The organism is Pseudomonas sessilinigenes, from assembly GCF_003850565.1.
In the GTDB taxonomy this organism is placed as follows: Bacteria; Pseudomonadota; Gammaproteobacteria; order Pseudomonadales; family Pseudomonadaceae; genus Aquipseudomonas; species Aquipseudomonas sessilinigenes.
This window is the reverse complement of the sequence record NZ_CP027706.1, coordinates 6,786,648-6,802,602: the sequence shown is the minus strand read 5'-3', so window position 1 is coordinate 6,802,602 and position 15,955 is coordinate 6,786,648. Positions and strand designations below refer to the sequence as shown.

Sequence of the window (15,955 nt, the reverse complement as noted above, 5' to 3'; positions counted from 1 at the left end):
CAGCGATGGCTTCGTCCAAGACCTGCGGCACTCGCTGGCGCCGCAGGTCCCAGGGGCTCAGGGGGTTGGTTGACTGAGGGGGAACAGCAGGTCGACAAAGCGCTCGGCCGTCGGTTGCGGTTCGTGGTTGGCCAGCCCGGCACGCTCGTTGGCTTCGATGAACACGTATTCGGGCTGGTCCGCCGCCGGCACCAACAGGTCCAGGCCGACCACCGGGATATCCAGGGCCCTAGCCGCGCGCACCGCGGCATCGGCCAGCTGCGGATGGAGGATGTCGGTGACGTCTTCCAGGGTGCCGCCGGTGTGCAGGTTGGCGGTACGCCGCACGCATAGCAGCTCGCCGGGTTCCAGCACGCTGTTGTAGTCGTAGCCGGCGGCGTGCAGGGTGCGCTGGGTCTCGTGGTCCAGGGGAATCCGGCTCTCGCCACCGGTGGCCGCTTGGCGTCGGCGGCTGCGGGCTTCGATCAACGCGCCGATGGAGTGCTGGCCATCGCCGATGATCTGTGCCGGGCGGCGGATGGCCGCGGCCACCACTTCGAAGCCGATCACCAGGATGCGCAGGTCCAGGCCCTCGTGGAAGCTTTCCAGCAGCACCCGGCTGTCGAACTTGCGAGCCTGGTCGATGGCCTGCTGCACCTCCTCGATGCTGCGCAGGTCCACCGCCACCCCCTGGCCCTGTTCGCCGTCCAGGGGCTTGACCACCACCCGTCGATGCTCGTCGAGGAACTCCAGGTTGTCATCGGCGTTACCCGCCAGGCGCTGGGCCGGCAGGTTCAGTCCGGCGCCCTTGAGCACCTTGTGGGTCAGGCTCTTGTCCTGGCACAGGGTCATGCTGATGGCGCTGGTCAGGTCGCTCAGGGATTCCCGGCAGCGCACCCGGCGCCCGCCGTGGCTGAGGGTGAACAGGCCGGCCGTGGCGTCGTCGACCTGTACGTCGATACCCCGGCGATGGGCTTCCTCGACGATGATCCGGGCATAGGGGTTGAACTGCGCCTGGGGGCCAGGGCCAAGGAACAACGGCTGGTTGATGCCGTTCTTGCGCTTGATGGCGAAGGTCGAGAGGGTGCGAAAGCCCAGCTTGGCGTAGAGGTTCTTGGCCTGGCGGTTGTCGTGCAACACGGACAGGTCGAGGTGGCTCAGGCCACGGCTCATGAAGTGTTCGATCAGGTGGCGCACCAACACCTCGCCAACGCCCGGTCGGCTGCAGTCGGGGTCCACGGCCAGGCACCACAGGCTGCTGCCGTGCTCCGGGTCCTGGTAGGCCTTGTAATGGTCCAGGCCCATGACGCTGCCGATCAGGGCGCCGCTGTCCTCGTCCTCGGCCAGCCAGTAGACCGGCCCGCCCTGGTGGCGTGGGGTCAGCCGCTCTGGATCGATGGGCAGCATGCCCCGGGCCAGGTACAGCTGGTTGATGGCCTGCCAGTCGGCGGCGCTTTGCGCACGCCGGATACGAAAGCCACGGAATACCCGGGTGGCCTGGCGGTAGTCGCTGAACCACAGGCGCAGGGTGTCGGAGGGGTCAAGAAATAGCTGCGCCGGCTCCAGCCCCAGCACCTGCTGGGGCGCGGCCACATACAGCGCGATGTCCCGCTCGCCGGGACGCTCGTTGAGCAGTTCCTCGGCCAGCCGGGCGGCGTCGGGGAAGGTATGGCCGATCAGCAGGCGGCCCCAGCCGCAGTGCACGGCGACCGGGTCGTTGCCTGGCTCGCTGCCGTCTTCGGCAAAACGCGCCTGCAAGCGTTCGTAGGAGGGGGCCTGGCCGCGCAGCAGGCGTTGGCTGTAGGCCGTAGCATGGGCTTTCATCGGTCAGATTCCTTGTTCACTGAGCCACAGGTTCAACGCCGCCAGTTGCCACAGCTTGGAGCCGTGCAACGGCGTCAGCTGGCCCCTGGGATCGGTCAGCAGGCGGTCGAGCATCGCCGGATTGAACAGGCCGCGGTCCTGGCTCGGGTCCAGCAGCAGTTCGCGGACCCAGTCCAGGGTCTTGCCCTCCAGGTGCTTGAGCCCCGGTACCGGGAAGTAGCCTTTCTTGCGATCGATGACCTCGCTGGGAATCACCAGCCGCGCGGCCTCCTTGAGTACCTGCTTGCCGCCGTCTGGCAGCTTGAAGCGCGCCGGGACCCGGGCCGAGAGTTCCACCAGGCGATAGTCGAGAAATGGCGTGCGGGCCTCCAGGCCCCAGGCCATGGTCATGTTGTCCACGCGCTTGACCGGGTCGTCCACCAGCATCACCGTGCTGTCCAGGCGCAGGGCCTTGTCCACGGCGGCCTCGGCCCCGGGCCGGGCAAAATGTTCGCGGACGAAATCACCGGCGGCATCGTTGGCGGTCAGCCACTGCGGTTGCACGGTGGCGGCGTAGTCGTCGTAGCTGCGGTCGAAGAAGGCATCGCGGTAGGCAGCGTACGGGTCGCTGGCGCCGTCCACCTGCGGATACCAGTGGTAGCCGGCGAACAACTCGTCGGCACCCTGGCCGCTCTGCACCACCTTGCAGTGCTTGGCCACTTCCCGGGACAGCAAATAGAAGGCGATGCAGTCGTGGCTGACCATCGGCTCGCTCATGGCGCGAAACGCCGCCGGCAACTGCTCGATGATCTCGTGCTCGGCGATGCGCAGTTGGTGATGGCGGGTGCCGTAGTGCCGGGCGATCAGGTCGGAATACTGGAACTCGTCGCCCCGTTCGCCGCCGGCATCCTGGAATCCGATGGAGAAGGTCGACAGCTCGTCCACCCCGACTTCGCGCAGCAGGCCCACCAGCAGGCTGGAGTCGACGCCGCCGGACAGCAGCACGCCGACGTCCACCGCCGCCCGTTGGCGGATGGCCACCGCTTCACGGGTGCTGTCCAGCACCCGGTCGCGCCAGTCTTCCAGGGTCAGCCGGGTTTCGTCGGCGGCCGGGCCGTAGGCGAGGGTCCACCAGGTCTGCTGCTCGCTGCGGCCATCGGCCTCGATGCGCATCCAGGTGGCTGGCGGCAGTTTCTCGATGCCGGCCAGCAACGTCCTGGGGGCTGGGACCACGGCATGGAAGTTCAGGTAGTGGTTGAGGGCGACCGGATCGAGCAGCGGATCGATGTCGCCGCCCTTGAGCAGTGCCGGCAGGGTCGAGGCGAAACGCAGGCGCTGGCCGGTGCGCGATAGGTACAGGGGCTTGACCCCCAGGCGATCGCGGGCCAGGAACAGGCGCTTGCTGTCGCGCTCCCAGATGGCGAAGGCGAACATGCCGTTGAGCTTGGGTAGCAGCTCGGCGCCCCAGGCGTGGTAGCCCTTGAGCAGTACTTCGGTGTCGCCCCCCGAATGAAAGGCATAACCCTTGGCTTCCAGTTCGGCGCGCAGCTCGGGGTAGTTGTAGATCGCGCCATTGAAGGCCAGGGACAGGCCCAGTTGGTTGTCGACCATGGGCTGCGCCGAGCCGTCCGACAGGTCCATGATCTTCAGGCGGCGATGGCCCAGGGCGATCGGGCCCTGGCTGTGGAAGCCCCAGGCGTCGGGGCCGCGGGGGGCGAGGTGGTGGGTGATGCGTTCAATTGCCGCAAGGTCGGCAGGTTGGTGATCGAAACGTAGTTCTCCAGCTAATCCGCACATAAGTCCTTACCGGTTTTTTCCGTTGGGGAAGAGTCAATCCGTCGCCGCCAAAATGACGGCTACCAGGAAACTGACCTGTGCATAACTCGGGAGTTTTAGATCGATGGGTTATAAGCGCCAGGTCCTGTCCAACCCCGGACGGGCCGGGGTAGGGCAGGGAAGGAGCAGGCTGCGCCTCGGGTATGCGGTTGCAGAGGCTCTGTTTCAGGGCTTGCCGCGAATCAACCGGCGCAGGGCGAAGCGGTTCGGATGGCAAGCCTCGGCCACGCTCCTGGGCAGTGGCAGGGGCTCGTTTTCCAGCCAGGCGGCCAGTAGCTCCCCCGACAGCGGTGCGGTGATCAAGCCACGTGAGCCATGGCCACTGTTGATGTACAGGCCTTCGAGCCAGGGGCAGGGCAGGTCCGGTACCTGGCGGGCGTCCCGGCCCAGGGCGGCATAGGTGTGGGCAAAGGCGGCGGCATCCGCCAGCGGACCGACGATGGGCAGGTAGTCCGGGCTGGTGCAGCGAAAGGCCGCACGGCCTTGCAGGTCTTCCAGGGGCAGGTGCTCGGCGTCCAGGCGTTGCAGCAGATCGTTGGAGATCTCCCGCAGCATCTCCAGGTTGCCCGCGTGCTCGGCGGTGGTCGGGGCCAGGTCCTGGCTGTTGAAGTCGAAGCTGGCGCCCAGGGTGTGCTCCCCCAGCCGGGGCGGGGCGACATAGCCTTCGGCGCAGACCACCGTGGCCAGGGCCTGGCTGCGCGCCGTTTGCGGCAGGCGGGTGATCTGCCCACGGATGCGCTTGAGGGGCAACTCGGCGCTGGGGGGAAACTGCTTGATCTCGGCGGCGCCGGCGAGGATCACCACGGCAGCGCTGGCCAGTAGCTGTTCGCCGTCCCAGGCCTGCCACTGCTGGTCGACCCGGCGCAGTTCCAGCACCTGTCGATGGGTCAGGACCTGGATGCCTGAATGCCCGGCTTGCCATTGGCACAGCGCCGGCGGATGGACCCAGCCCCCTTCAGGGAAGAACAGCCCGCCGTGTTCCAGGCCAATGCCGGCCCGGGCCTGGGCTTGCTCCTGGTCCAGGATATGCAGCAAGTCGTGGGCAAAGGCCGTGGCCAGTTGTGCCTGGCGCTCGGCTTCCTTGGCGTTGAACGCCAGTTGCAGGACGCCGCAGCCGTCCCAGTCCAGGCCTCGTTGCAGGTGCTCCAGCTGGCGGCGGGTATAGCCGAAGCCGCTGAGGATCATCTGCGACAGCGCCGTGCCGTGGGCCGACAGCTTGAGGTAGAGCACGCCCTGGGGATTGCCCGAGGCCTCTTGGGCCAGTTGCCCATGGCGCTCGAGCAGTTGAACCTGCCAACCACGGGCGGCCAGGCTGGCGGCACTGGAGCAACCCGCCAAGCCGCCGCCGATCACCAGGGCGGTCTTGCCTTGTAGCGGTGGGCGGGCGAACCAGGGCTTGGCTGCTACCGGAGCGGGAGTTTCTTCGGGCCAGCCAAGGAACTCACCGCGCAGCACTTCCCATTTATGACCGATGCCCGGGGTGCGCTTCATCTTGAAGCCGGCGGCGTTCAACAGGCGCCGCACCCAGCCGGTGCTGGTGAAGGTGCTGATGCTTGCGCCCGGTGCGGCCAGGCGAGCCAGTTCGGCGAACAGCTCGGGTGTCCACATCTCGGGGTTTTTCGAGGGGGCGAAACCGTCGAGGAACCAGGCGTCCACCTGGGCGTCCAGTTGCGGCAGTTGCTCCAGGGCATCGCCGATCAGCAGGGTCAGCGTGACCCTGCCTGCGTCCAGCACCAGGCGTTGGAAACCGCCGTGGATCGCCTGGTACTGCCCCAGCAGCGGCTGCGCCAGCTCGGCCAGTTCCGGCCACAGGGCCAGGGCCCGTTGCAGGTCGGCGTGGCTCAGGGGGTATTTCTCGACGCTGACGAAATGCAGGCGCGCGCCGGCCGGCGCTTGTTGCCGGAACAGTTGCCAGGCGCAGAGGAAGTTCAGCCCGGTGCCGAAGCCGGTCTCGCCGATGACGAAGCGCTGGCCGGCGGCCAGGGCGGCGAAGCGTTCACCCAGGCGGTTCTGTTCGATGAAGACGTGGCGGGTTTCATCCAGGCCCGAATCGGTGGAGAAATACACATCGTCGAAGACCCGCGAACGCGGGCGTCCTTGGTCGTCCCAGTCGAGCTGGGCGTGGGGCAGTTCTGCTGTCATGTTCGGCTCGTGTGGCGCAAGGCGGCCATTCTAGCCGATCACCGGGTTGGCGCTTGATCCATGGCAAGGCGTTGGTGCTCGGAGATTTGTTTTCCCTGGCCTGGGGCCATCCGCTAGTCTTGGAAAATTCTTGGAAGGGAGCCACCCATGTTCGAATCCGCTGAAATCGGTCACGCCATCGACAAGGAAACCTACGACGCCGAAGTGCCGGCCTTGCGCGAAGCTTTGCTGGAGGCGCAGTTCGAGTTGCGCCAGAAGGCCAGGTTCCCGGTGATCGTGTTGATCAATGGCGTGGAAGGAGCGGGCAAGGGCGAGACGGTCAAGCTGCTCAACGAATGGATGGACCCGCGCCTGATCGAGGTGCGTACTTTCGACCAGCAGACCGACGAGGAGCTGTCGCGGCCACCGGCCTGGCGCTATTGGCGGATGCTCCCGGCCAAGGGCCGCATGGGGGTGTTCTTCGGCAACTGGTACAGCCAGATGCTCCAGGGGCGGGTGCATGGAGAGATCAAGGACCCGCGCCTGGACCAGGCGATCAATGCTGCCGAACGCCTGGAGAAGATGCTTTGCGATGAGGGCGCATTGATCTTCAAGTTCTGGTTCCACCTGTCCAAAAAACAGATGAAGGCCCGGCTCAAGGCCTTGCAGGAAGACCCGCTGCACAGCTGGCGCATCAGCCCGCTGGACTGGCAGCAATCGGAGACCTACGACAAGTTCGTCAAGTATGGCGAGCGGGTGTTGCGCCGCACCAGTCGCGACTATGCGCCCTGGCATGTGATCGAGGGTGTCGACCCGCATTACCGCAGCCTCACCGTGGGACGGATTCTCCTGGAGGGATTGCAGAGCGCCCTGGCCCGCATGCCGCTCAAGCCGGCCCAGGTCAATGCCGCGCCGTTGCCACTCTCGGTGGATCAGCTGAGCCTGCTGGACAGCCTGGACATGACCCAGCACCTGGACAAGGACGACTACGAAGAGCAACTGATTACCGAACAGGCGCGCCTGGCCGGCCTGTTGCGCGACAAACGCATGCGCAAGCACGCCCTGGTGGCGGTGTTCGAGGGCAATGATGCGGCGGGCAAGGGCGGCGCCATCCGCCGGGTGGCGGCGGCGCTGGACCCGCGCCAGTACAGCATCGTGCCGATTGCCGCGCCGTCCGAAGACGAGCGTGCGCAGCCTTACCTCTGGCGTTTCTGGCGGCAGATCCCGGCCCGGGGCAAGTTCACCATCTTCGACCGTTCCTGGTACGGCCGGGTGCTGGTGGAGCGGGTCGAGGGCTTCTGCAGTCCGGCCGACTGGCTGCGGGCCTACAGCGAGATCAACGACTTCGAGGAGCAGTTGGCCGATGCCCGGGTGATCGTGGTGAAGTTTTGGCTGGCCATCGACAAGGACACCCAGCTGGAGCGTTTCCAGGAGCGCGAAGAGATCCCCTTCAAGCGCTTCAAGATCACCGAGGACGACTGGCGCAACCGTGACAAGTGGGATGACTACCGTACTGCGGTGGGCGATATGGTCGACCGCACCAGTACCGAAGTGGCGCCCTGGACCCTGGTAGAGGCCAACGACAAGCGCTGGGCCCGGGTCAAGGTCCTGCGTACCCTCAACCGGGCGCTGGAAGAGGCCTTCGAGCGCAGCGAGCGGCACGACAAGAAGCACAAGAAGTAGGTCGATGGCCGCGCATACGGCTAATGAATGATCGTCGCGGCCTGTTGGCCGCGGATCTATGCTCGACGCTCTTGAGCTGGCAACAACAAGGAGAGCGTCATGCGTGAAGTGGTGATAGTCGACAGCGTGCGGACTGGCCTGGCCAAGTCCTTCCGGGGCAAGTTCAACCAAACCCGCCCGGACGACATGGCCGCCCATTGTGTCAATGCGCTGCTGGCGCGCACTGGCATCGACCCGGCCAGCGTCGAGGATTGCATCGTCGGCGCCGGCTCCAACGAAGGCGCCCAGGGCTACAACATCGGGCGCAACGTCGCGGTGCTTTCGGCCCTGGGCACCGGCACCGCGGGCATGACCCTCAACCGTTTCTGTTCCTCGGGGTTGCAGGCGATCGCCATCGCCGCCAACCAGATCGCCTCCGGCTGCAGCGACATCATCGTCGCCGGCGGGGTGGAATCCATCAGCCTGACCATGAAGAGCGTCAATACCGAGAACCTGATCAATCCATTGCTCAAGGAGCAGGTACCAGGCATCTATTTCCCCATGGGCCAGACCGCCGAGGTGGTGGCTCGACGCTATAACGTAAGCCGTGAAAGCCAGGACCGCTACGCCCTGCAGAGCCAGCAGCGCACCGCCCAGGCCCAGGCCGCCGGCCTGTTCGACGACGAGATCGTGCCGATGGCGGTCAAGTACAAGGTCGAGGACAAGAACACCGGGCAGGTGCAGATCCTCGATGGCGTGGTGGATCGCGACGACTGCAACCGCCCGGACACCACCCTGGAGAACCTGGCGGCGCTCAAGCCGGTGTTTGCCGAGGATGGTTCGGTCACCGCTGGCAACTCCTCGCAGTTGTCCGATGGGGCCTCGATGACCCTGGTGATGAGCCTGGAGCGGGCGCTGGCCCTGGGGCTCAAGCCCAAGGCGTTCTTCCGTGGCTTCACTGTGGCTGGCTGCGAGCCGGACGAGATGGGCATCGGCCCGGTGTTCTCGGTACCCAAGCTGCTCAAGGCCAAGGGCCTGAGCATCGCCGACATCGACTTGTGGGAACTCAACGAGGCCTTCGCTTCCCAGTGCCTGTATGCCCGCGAGCGCCTGGAGATCGACAACGCCCGCTACAACGTCAATGGCGGCTCGATCGCCATCGGCCACCCCTATGGCATGACCGGCTCGCGCCAGGTCGGGCACCTGGTGCGTGAGCTGCAGCGGCGCAACCTGCGCTACGGCATCGTCACCATGTGCGTGGGTGGCGGCATGGGCGCTACCGGGCTGTTCGAGGCCGTGCGCTAGGCTGATTGGCGCTATACGAGCCGGCTCCGATGGGGCCGGCTTGCGTGTTTGCGACCTGGACTGTCCTGTTTGCGCTCGGCCGCTCACGGCTGCTGTGTCACCCTGGGCTGCGGCCCTAGAATGTGCCCGTCGCTGGCAGGTTTTGTGGGGTTGGCATGCACGTTTCATCCGGTCGTTGGGCCTATGGCCTGTTCCTCGCGTTGGTGACCGCGGTGCTCTGGGGCATCCTGCCCATCAAGCTCAAGCAAGTGCTGCAAGCGATGGACCCGGTCACGGTGACCTGGTTTCGCTTGCTGGTGTCCGGCGGGTGCCTGTTGATCTACCTGGCGGCGGTACGGCGCTTGCCCGACTGGCGACGGCTCGGGCCGCGGGGCGCCTGGCTGGTGCCACTTGCTGTGGGCGGCCTGGTGGGCAACTACGTGCTGTACCTGATGGGCCTGAACCTGTTGAGCCCGGGCACCGCGCAACTGGTGGTGCAGATGGGGCCGATCTTGCTGCTGATCGCCAGTGTGCTGGTGTTCAAGGAGCGCTTCAGCCTGGGGCAGGGCCTGGGCCTGCTGGTGTTGCTGGTGGGGTTTGGGTTGTTCTTCAACCAGCGCCTGGCCGAGTTGCTGACGTCCCTGGGCGACTACACCGCTGGCGTGCTCACCGTGCTGGCGGCATCGGCGGTCTGGACCTTCTATGCCCTGGGCCAGAAGCAGCTGTTGAGTGTGTGGAACTCGTTGCAGGTAATGATGGTGATCTACCTGTCCTGCGCCTTGCTGCTCACGCCCTGGGTTCATCCGTTGGAGGTCCTGGCGCTGACGCCATTGCAAGGTTGGCTGTTGCTGGCCTGCTGCCTCAATACCCTGGTGGCCTATGGCGCGTTTGCCGAAGCCCTGGCCCATTGGGAGGCATCGCGGGTCAGCGCGACCCTGGCCATCACCCCGCTGGTGACCTTCGCCGCCGTGGCCTGGGCGGCCTGGATGTGGCCGGCGTACGTGCACGCGGAACAGATCAACGGCCTGGGTTACGGCGGTGCGCTGCTGGTGGTGCTGGGGTCTGCGTTGACGGCCCTGGGGCCGTCGCTGATCGAAGGGCTGCGGGCACGGCGTCGGCGCGGCGCCGTCGGGTGACGATCACGGGCGGTTTCGTGCAGACAACCGCCCGCTTTCGGTATCAGCCCTGTTTTCCGGCTTCCAGCATGTTTTCCGGACGAACCCAGGCGTCGAACTGCGCATCGTCCAGGTAGCCCAGTGCCAGGGCCGCTTCGCGCAGGGTCAGGTTTTCGGCATAGGCCTTCTTGGCGATCTCGGCGGCCTTGTCGTAGCCGATATGGGTGTTGAGCGCCGTTACCAGCATCAGGCCACGTTCCAGATGGGCGGCCATTTGCACTGGATCGGGTTCCAGGCCGGCAATGCAGTGGTGCTGGAAGTTGCTGCAGCCATCGGCCAGCAGGCGGATCGATTGCAGCAGGTTGTGGATGATCACCGGTTTGAACACGTTCAACTGCAGGTGGCCCTGGCTGGCGGCAAAACCAATGGTGGTGTCGTTGCCCATCACTTGGCAGGCCAGCATCGACAGGGCTTCGCACTGGGTCGGGTTGACCTTGCCCGGCATGATCGAGCTGCCCGGCTCGTTGGCCGGCAGCTTGACTTCCGCCAGCCCGGCCCGGGGGCCCGAGCCCAGCAGGCGCAAGTCGTTGGCGATCTTCATCAGGCACACGGCCAGGGTCTTGAGCGCGCCGGACAGGGTGGTCAGTGGTTCATGGCCGGCCAGGGCCGCGAACTTGTTCGGCGCGGTGACGAACGGCAGGCCAGACAAAGCAGCCAGTTCGGCGGCAATGGCTTCCCCGAAGCCGTGGGGCGAGTTGAGTCCGGTGCCCACGGCGGTCCCGCCCTGGGCCAGTTCGCAAATGGCCGGCAGGGCAGCGCGGATCGCACGTTCGGCGTAGCTCAATTGGGCGATGAACGCCGAGACTTCCTGGCCGAAGGTGATCGGTGTGGCATCCATCATGTGGGTACGCCCGGTCTTCACCAGCTTCATGTGCCTTGCCGACAGCTCGGCCAGGCCGCCGGACAGCTCGGTGATGGCCGGCAGCAACTGGAACTGCACGGCCTGGGCCGCGGCGATGTGCATTGCCGTGGGGAAGCAGTCGTTGGAGCTCTGCGAGCGATTGACGTGGTCGTTGGGATGCACTGGCGTCTTGCCGCCGCGAGGGTTGCCAGCCAGTTCGTTGGCCCGTCCGGCCAGGACCTCGTTGACATTCATGTTGCTTTGGGTGCCGCTGCCGGTTTGCCACACCACGAGCGGGAACTGGTCGTCATGCTCGCCGGCCAGCACTTCGTCGGCGGCTTGTTCGATCAGCCGGGCGATGTCGGCGGGCAGATCGCCGTTACGGTTGTTGACCCGGGCGGCGGCTTTCTTGATCAAGGCCAGGGCATGCAGCACCGAGAGTGGCATGCGTTCGCTGCCAATGGCGAAGTTGACCAGCGAGCGTTGGGTCTGCGCGCCCCAGTAGGCTTCCTGCGGGACTTCAACCTGGCCCAGGCTGTCAGTTTCGATTCGATTCATCGTGGCGATCCTCCTAGTCTGACTGGCCAGTTTAGGCCGTGATCCGTGGCCCGGGTTCCCTTGACCGGGTTTTGTCGGGTTTGCCCGGGCAAACCCGGGGCTGTCCTGGGCCGGGGTTGAGGGACGCGGATCAATAGGCGCAGAATGGGCGCCCTTGGGGTTTTACCTCGCTTGCTAGAAAAGGAAACTCGATGACTCGTCTTCGCGCCATCTGTACCGCGGTTGCTCTGGTGTGTGCCAGCGGCCAGGTTCTCGCCGATACCGCCAGCCACAACGCCAGTGCCGAGGCCTTCCTGACCCTGGCCCATGCCGACAAGCTCGGTACCCCGGTCTACATGCAAGTCCAGCAGATGTTCGCCCAGCGCTTCGAGCAGACCAAGGCTCCGGAGTCCAAGCGCGCGCTGCTGGAAACCTACCAGGCCAAGGCCAATGCCGCCCTGGACCAGGCGATCGGCTGGAACAAGCTGAAGCCGGACATGGTCAAGCTCTACACCAGCAACTTCAGTGAATCGGAGCTCAAGGACCTGGTGGCTTTCTACCAGTCGCCGCTGGGCAAGAAAGTCCTGGAAAAAATGCCCCAGCTGACCCAGCAATCGGCGCAGATGACCCAGGGCAAGCTGGAAAGCGCGGTACCGGTGGTCAACAAGCTGCTGGCCGACATGACCGCTGAGCTGGAGCCGAAGGCCGCTCCGGCGAAGAAGAAGTAAGCGGAGCTCGTGATGACCATGCAACAACGGATCGAAACGGCGCTGGCGGGCCTGCAGCCTGAGCATTTGCAAGTGTTGGATGAAAGCCACATGCATAGCCGTGGTTTGCAAACCCACTTCAAGGCGGTGCTGGTCAGCGAGCAGTTCGCCGGCCTCAACAGCGTCAAGCGCCATCAAAAGGTCTACGCCACCCTGGGCGAGCTGATGGGCCAGTTCCATGCCCTGGCGCTGCATACCTATACGCCCCAGGAGTGGGAAACGATCGGCGCGGCCCCGGCTTCGCCAACCTGTGCCGGTGGTCATCCCTAGGAGTAGCCGCGGGCTTCGGCGGCAGGCTGCAACTCCGGGATTTCCGGCTCGGTGGGTCGCTTGCCATTCGAGACTTGGAGCTTGCCACCGCCTTCCTGTTACAATACGCAACGCGCCGCTTAGCCGGCGCGTTTTTTTTTGCATCCGGTTCACCCTTTGCGAGGGTAGCCACCTGGAGATTACCCATGACTCAACCCATCGTCGTGGCGGCACTGTACAAGTTCGTCACCCTGGAAGATTACGTCAGCCTGCGCGAGCCTTTGCTGCAGGCCATGCTCGACAACGGCATCAAGGGCACCCTGCTGATCGCCGAGGAAGGCATCAATGGCACGGTTTCCGGCAGCCGCGAAGGTATCGACGGCCTGCTGGCCTGGCTCAAGAACGACCCGCGCATGCACGACATCGACCACAAGGAGTCGTACTGCGACGAGCAGCCGTTCTACCGCACCAAGGTCAAGCTCAAGAAGGAAATCGTCACCCTGGGTGTGCCGGGCGTGGACCCGAACAAGCAGGTCGGGACCTATGTCGAGCCCCAGGACTGGAACGCCCTGATCAGCGACCCCGAGGTGCTGCTGATCGATACTCGCAACGACTATGAAGTGTCCATTGGCACCTTCGAGGGCGCCATCGATCCGAAGACCACCACCTTCCGTGAGTTCCCGGACTACATCCGGGCCAACTTCGACCCCAGCAAGCACAAGAAAGTGGCGATGTTCTGCACCGGCGGCATTCGCTGCGAGAAGGCTTCGAGCTACATGCTCAGCGAAGGTTTCGGCGAGGTGTTCCACCTCAAGGGCGGGATCCTCAAGTACCTCGAGGAAGTGCCGCAGCAAGAAAGCAAGTGGCAGGGCGACTGCTTCGTGTTCGACAACCGGGTCACCGTACGTCACGACCTCAGCGAAGGCGACTACGATCAATGTCATGCCTGCCGTACTCCGGTGAGCGTCGAGGAGCGCACTTCCGAGCACTACGTGCCTGGCATCAGTTGCCCACATTGCTGGGATACGCTGAGCGAGAAGACCCGCCGCAGCGCCATCGACCGGCAGAAGCAGATCGAGTTGGCCAAGGCTCGCAACCAGCCGCACCCGATTGGCTACAACTACAAGCAAGCATCCACCGAGGCCTGAGCCATGTCTGCCCGCCTGCTGTATGTGATGGACCCGATGTGTTCATGGTGCTGGGGGTTTGCGCCCGTGGCCCAGGCCCTTGCCGAGCAGGCGAAGGCCGCCGGGGTCGAACTGCACCTGGTGGTGGGCGGGTTGCGCACCGGCAGTGGCTCGGCGCTGGAGCCCAATACCCGGCGCTATATCCTCGAGCACTGGCAGGCGGTGCAACAGGCGACCGGCCAGCCCTTCACGTTCGAGGGGGCTTTGCCTGACGGGTTCGTCTACGACACCGAGCCGGCCTGCCGGGCCATCGTCACGGCTCGCGGGCTGGCAGCAGATTGTGCCTGGAGCCTGCTGGGCCTGATCCAGCGGGCGTTCTACGTCGAGGGTCGGGATGTGACCCTGGCCAGTGTCCTGGTGGAGCTGGCCGAGCAGGCCGGGGTGCCGCGCATCGAATTCGCCGCAGCGTTCGACCGGGCTGACCAGCATGCGGCCACGGCGGCGGATTTCACCTGGGTCCAGGATCTGGGGATCGCCGGGTTTCCCACCTTGCTGGCCGAACGCAATGGCCAGCTGGCGCTGCTGACCAACGGCTACCAGCCGCTCGACCAATTGTCGCCGCTGCTGGGGCGTTGGCTGGAGCGTGCCGCCTGTGCCTGAGCCGGTCGATCCAGGCGCTGGCGCGAAGGCCGTCGATCGTCTGAGTTGGGCGGAAATCCGCCGCCTGGCCCTGCAGCACAAGCGGTCGTTGTGGATCGCCAACGGTGTGGCGGTCCTGGCCACCCTGTGCAGTGTGCCCATTCCGCTGTTGCTGCCGTTGCTGGTGGATGAAGTGTTGCTGGGGCATGGCGATGGAGCGTTGCAGATCATGCAGCGCTTCCTGCCGGGTTCCTGGCACAGCGCTGCCGGCTACATCGGGTTGATGTTGCTGGTGACCCTGATCCTGCGATGCTCGGCCCTGGTGTTCAACGTGGTCCAGGCGCGACTGTTCGCCAGCCTGGCCAAGGACATCGTCTACCGCATCCGCGTCCGTTTGATCGAGCGCCTCAAGCGCATTTCCCTGGGTGAGTATGAAAGCCTGGGGGGCGGCACCGTGAGCACTCACCTGGTGACCGACCTGGACACCGTGGACAAGTTCGTCGGCGAGACCTTGAGTCGTTTCCTGGTGGCCATGCTGACGTTGGTGGGTACGGCCGGGATCCTGGTGTGGATGCACTGGAAGCTGGCCTTGTTGATCCTGTTGTTCAACCCCTTGGTGATCTTTGCCACGGTGCAGCTGGGCAAGCGGGTCAAGCATTTGAAGAAGCTGGAAAACGACAGCACTTCGCGTTTCACCCAAGCCCTGACCGAGACCCTGGAGGCTATCCAGGAGGTGCGTGCGGGCAATCGCCAGGGCTACTTCCTTGGCCGCCTTGGGCAACGGGCCGAGGAGGTGCGGGATTATGCCGTGGCCTCGCAATGGAAAAGCGATGCTTCGGGTCGGGCCAGCGGCCTGTTGTTCCAGTTCGGCATCGATATCTTTCGCGCCGCTGCCATGCTCACGGTGCTGTTTTCCGACTTGTCCATCGGCCAGATGCTGGCAGTGTTCAGCTACCTGTGGTTCATGATCGGTCCGGTGGAGCAATTGCTGAACTTGCAGTACGCCTATTACGCCGCGGGCGGGGCGTTGACCCGGATCAACGAGCTGCTGGCGCGCGCCGATGAACCGCAATATGCAGGAGGCGTGGACCCGTTCCAGGGCCGGGAGACCGTCGGTATCGAGGTCCGTGGCCTGAGCTTCGGTTATGGCGATGAGCGGGTACTGGACAACATGAACCTGTCCATCGCCCCCGGGGAGAAGGTGGCCATTGTCGGGGCCAGTGGCGGTGGCAAGAGCACCTTGGTGCAGCTGTTGCTGGGGTTGTATACGCCGCAGACCGGCAGCATTCGCTTCGGTGGTTCGACGCAGCAGGAGATCGGCCTGGATACCGTGCGCGAGAACGTCGCGGTGGTGCTGCAGCATCCAGCGCTGTTCAACGATACGGTCCGGGCCAACCTGACCATGGGCCGCGAGCGCAGCGACAATGCCTGCTGGCAGGCGTTGGAGATCGCCCAGCTGGACGTGACGGTCAGGGCCCTGCCTCAAGGGCTGGATACCGTGGTCGGGCGCTCCGGGGTGCGCTTGTCCGGCGGCCAGCGCCAGCGCCTGGCGATCGCCCGGATGGTCCTGGCCGAACCCAAGGTGGTGATACTCGATGAAGCGACCTCTGCGCTGGACGCCGCTACCGAGTACAACCTGCATCAGGCATTGACGCGTTTCCTGCAGGGGCGGACTACGCTGATCATTGCGCACCGGCTCTCGGCGGTGAAGCAGGCCGACCGGGTATTGGTCTTCGATGGCGGGCAGATCGCCGAAGATGGCGACCATCAGCAGTTGATCGCCGATGGCGGCTTGTATGCCAAGCTCTATGGGCATTTGCAGCAGGTTAGATCACCTTGAGTTTTATCCTGTTTTCTGTGCTTAGTGCTTGAATTTCCAGGTGTATTGACCGTTTCAGAAACAGCGGGTGGAGGCTTTTAGCAAGAGGCCCCATC

12 protein-coding genes are annotated in these 15,955 nt (G+C 65.0%); 8 read left to right on the top strand and 4 right to left on the bottom strand.

Annotated features, from left to right (window positions below; all coding sequences use genetic code 11):
- Positions 1–57 precede the first annotated feature (57 nt).
- From ngg to mnmC, 3 genes are all read right to left on the bottom strand, one after another.
- Positions 58–1,803, bottom strand: a complete 1,746-nt coding sequence (gene ngg, locus C4K39_RS30955) for an N-acetylglutaminylglutamine synthetase (RefSeq protein WP_068587642.1) — start codon at positions 1,801–1,803, stop codon at positions 58–60.
- Positions 1,804–1,806: 3 nt separating this feature from the next.
- Positions 1,807–3,579, bottom strand: a complete 1,773-nt coding sequence (locus C4K39_RS30950; protein WP_124348269.1) for an N-acetylglutaminylglutamine amidotransferase — start codon at positions 3,577–3,579, stop codon at positions 1,807–1,809.
- Between the two features lie 204 nt (positions 3,580–3,783).
- Entirely contained in the window at positions 3,784–5,760 is a 1,977-nt protein-coding gene (gene mnmC, locus C4K39_RS30945) for a bifunctional tRNA (5-methylaminomethyl-2-thiouridine)(34)-methyltransferase MnmC2/FAD-dependent 5-carboxymethylaminomethyl-2-thiouridine(34) oxidoreductase MnmC1 (protein WP_124348268.1), read from the bottom strand.
- A 147-nt stretch (positions 5,761–5,907) separates the two neighbouring features.
- On the opposite strand from mnmC, the gene pap reads away from it, so the two are divergent.
- From pap to C4K39_RS30930, 3 genes are all read left to right on the top strand, one after another.
- Positions 5,908–7,422, top strand: coding sequence for a polyphosphate:AMP phosphotransferase (gene pap, locus C4K39_RS30940; RefSeq protein ID WP_124348267.1), 1,515 nt, complete (start codon positions 5,908–5,910; stop codon positions 7,420–7,422).
- Positions 7,423–7,521: 99 nt separating this feature from the next.
- On the top strand, positions 7,522–8,706 hold the full coding sequence (locus tag C4K39_RS30935; protein ID WP_068587650.1) for a thiolase family protein: 1,185 nt from the start codon (positions 7,522–7,524) through the stop codon (positions 8,704–8,706).
- Positions 8,707–8,861: 155 nt separating this feature from the next.
- Entirely contained in the window at positions 8,862–9,821 is a 960-nt protein-coding gene (locus tag C4K39_RS30930; RefSeq protein WP_068587652.1) for a DMT family transporter, read from the top strand.
- Between the two features lie 43 nt (positions 9,822–9,864).
- Here C4K39_RS30930 and C4K39_RS30925 read toward each other — a convergent pair whose 3' ends face one another.
- A complete protein-coding gene (locus C4K39_RS30925; RefSeq protein WP_124348266.1) occupies positions 9,865–11,259 on the bottom strand; it encodes a class II fumarate hydratase in 1,395 nt (464 codons plus the stop codon).
- A 191-nt stretch (positions 11,260–11,450) separates the two neighbouring features.
- Between C4K39_RS30925 and C4K39_RS30920 the strand changes: the two genes are divergently transcribed.
- The 5 genes from C4K39_RS30920 (at position 11,451) to C4K39_RS30900 (ending at position 15,860) form a co-directional block, all read left to right on the top strand.
- Positions 11,451–11,966: a DUF2059 domain-containing protein gene (locus C4K39_RS30920; RefSeq protein WP_068587655.1), complete on the top strand. Its 516-nt coding sequence runs from the start codon at positions 11,451–11,453 to the stop codon at positions 11,964–11,966.
- Between the two features lie 12 nt (positions 11,967–11,978).
- Positions 11,979–12,275 (top strand): BolA family protein, encoded by a 297-nt coding sequence (locus C4K39_RS30915; protein ID WP_124348265.1) that lies wholly within the window; start codon positions 11,979–11,981, stop codon positions 12,273–12,275.
- A 185-nt stretch (positions 12,276–12,460) separates the two neighbouring features.
- A complete protein-coding gene (gene trhO / locus C4K39_RS30910; protein WP_068587659.1) occupies positions 12,461–13,402 on the top strand; it encodes an oxygen-dependent tRNA uridine(34) hydroxylase TrhO in 942 nt (313 codons plus the stop codon).
- Between the two features lie 36 nt (positions 13,403–13,438).
- Complete coding sequence (locus C4K39_RS30905) at positions 13,439–14,041, top strand: DsbA family protein (protein WP_178083994.1); 603 nt, start codon at positions 13,439–13,441, stop codon at positions 14,039–14,041.
- Entirely contained in the window at positions 14,034–15,860 is a 1,827-nt protein-coding gene (locus tag C4K39_RS30900) for an ABC transporter ATP-binding protein (protein WP_068587662.1), read from the top strand. Before C4K39_RS30905 ends, C4K39_RS30900 begins: the two co-directional genes overlap by 8 nt.
- Positions 15,861–15,955 lie beyond the last annotated feature (95 nt).

Coding starts and splice junctions, on each gene's coding strand:
- C4K39_RS30930 (WP_068587652.1), top strand. CDS start 8,862: ATGCACGTTTCATCCGGTCGTTGGGCCTATGGCCTGTTCCTCGCGTTG.
- C4K39_RS30905 (WP_178083994.1), top strand. CDS start 13,439: ATGTGTTCATGGTGCTGGGGGTTTGCGCCCGTGGCCCAGGCCCTTGCC.
- pap (WP_124348267.1), top strand. CDS start 5,908: ATGTTCGAATCCGCTGAAATCGGTCACGCCATCGACAAGGAAACCTAC.
- ngg (WP_068587642.1), bottom strand. CDS start 1,803: ATGAAAGCCCATGCTACGGCCTACAGCCAACGCCTGCTGCGCGGCCAG.
- trhO (WP_068587659.1), top strand. CDS start 12,461: ATGACTCAACCCATCGTCGTGGCGGCACTGTACAAGTTCGTCACCCTG.
- C4K39_RS30920 (WP_068587655.1), top strand. CDS start 11,451: ATGACTCGTCTTCGCGCCATCTGTACCGCGGTTGCTCTGGTGTGTGCC.
- C4K39_RS30925 (WP_124348266.1), bottom strand. CDS start 11,259: ATGAATCGAATCGAAACTGACAGCCTGGGCCAGGTTGAAGTCCCGCAG.
- mnmC (WP_124348268.1), bottom strand. CDS start 5,760: ATGACAGCAGAACTGCCCCACGCCCAGCTCGACTGGGACGACCAAGGA.
- C4K39_RS30935 (WP_068587650.1), top strand. CDS start 7,522: ATGCGTGAAGTGGTGATAGTCGACAGCGTGCGGACTGGCCTGGCCAAG.
- C4K39_RS30915 (WP_124348265.1), top strand. CDS start 11,979: ATGACCATGCAACAACGGATCGAAACGGCGCTGGCGGGCCTGCAGCCT.
- C4K39_RS30950 (WP_124348269.1), bottom strand. CDS start 3,579: ATGTGCGGATTAGCTGGAGAACTACGTTTCGATCACCAACCTGCCGAC.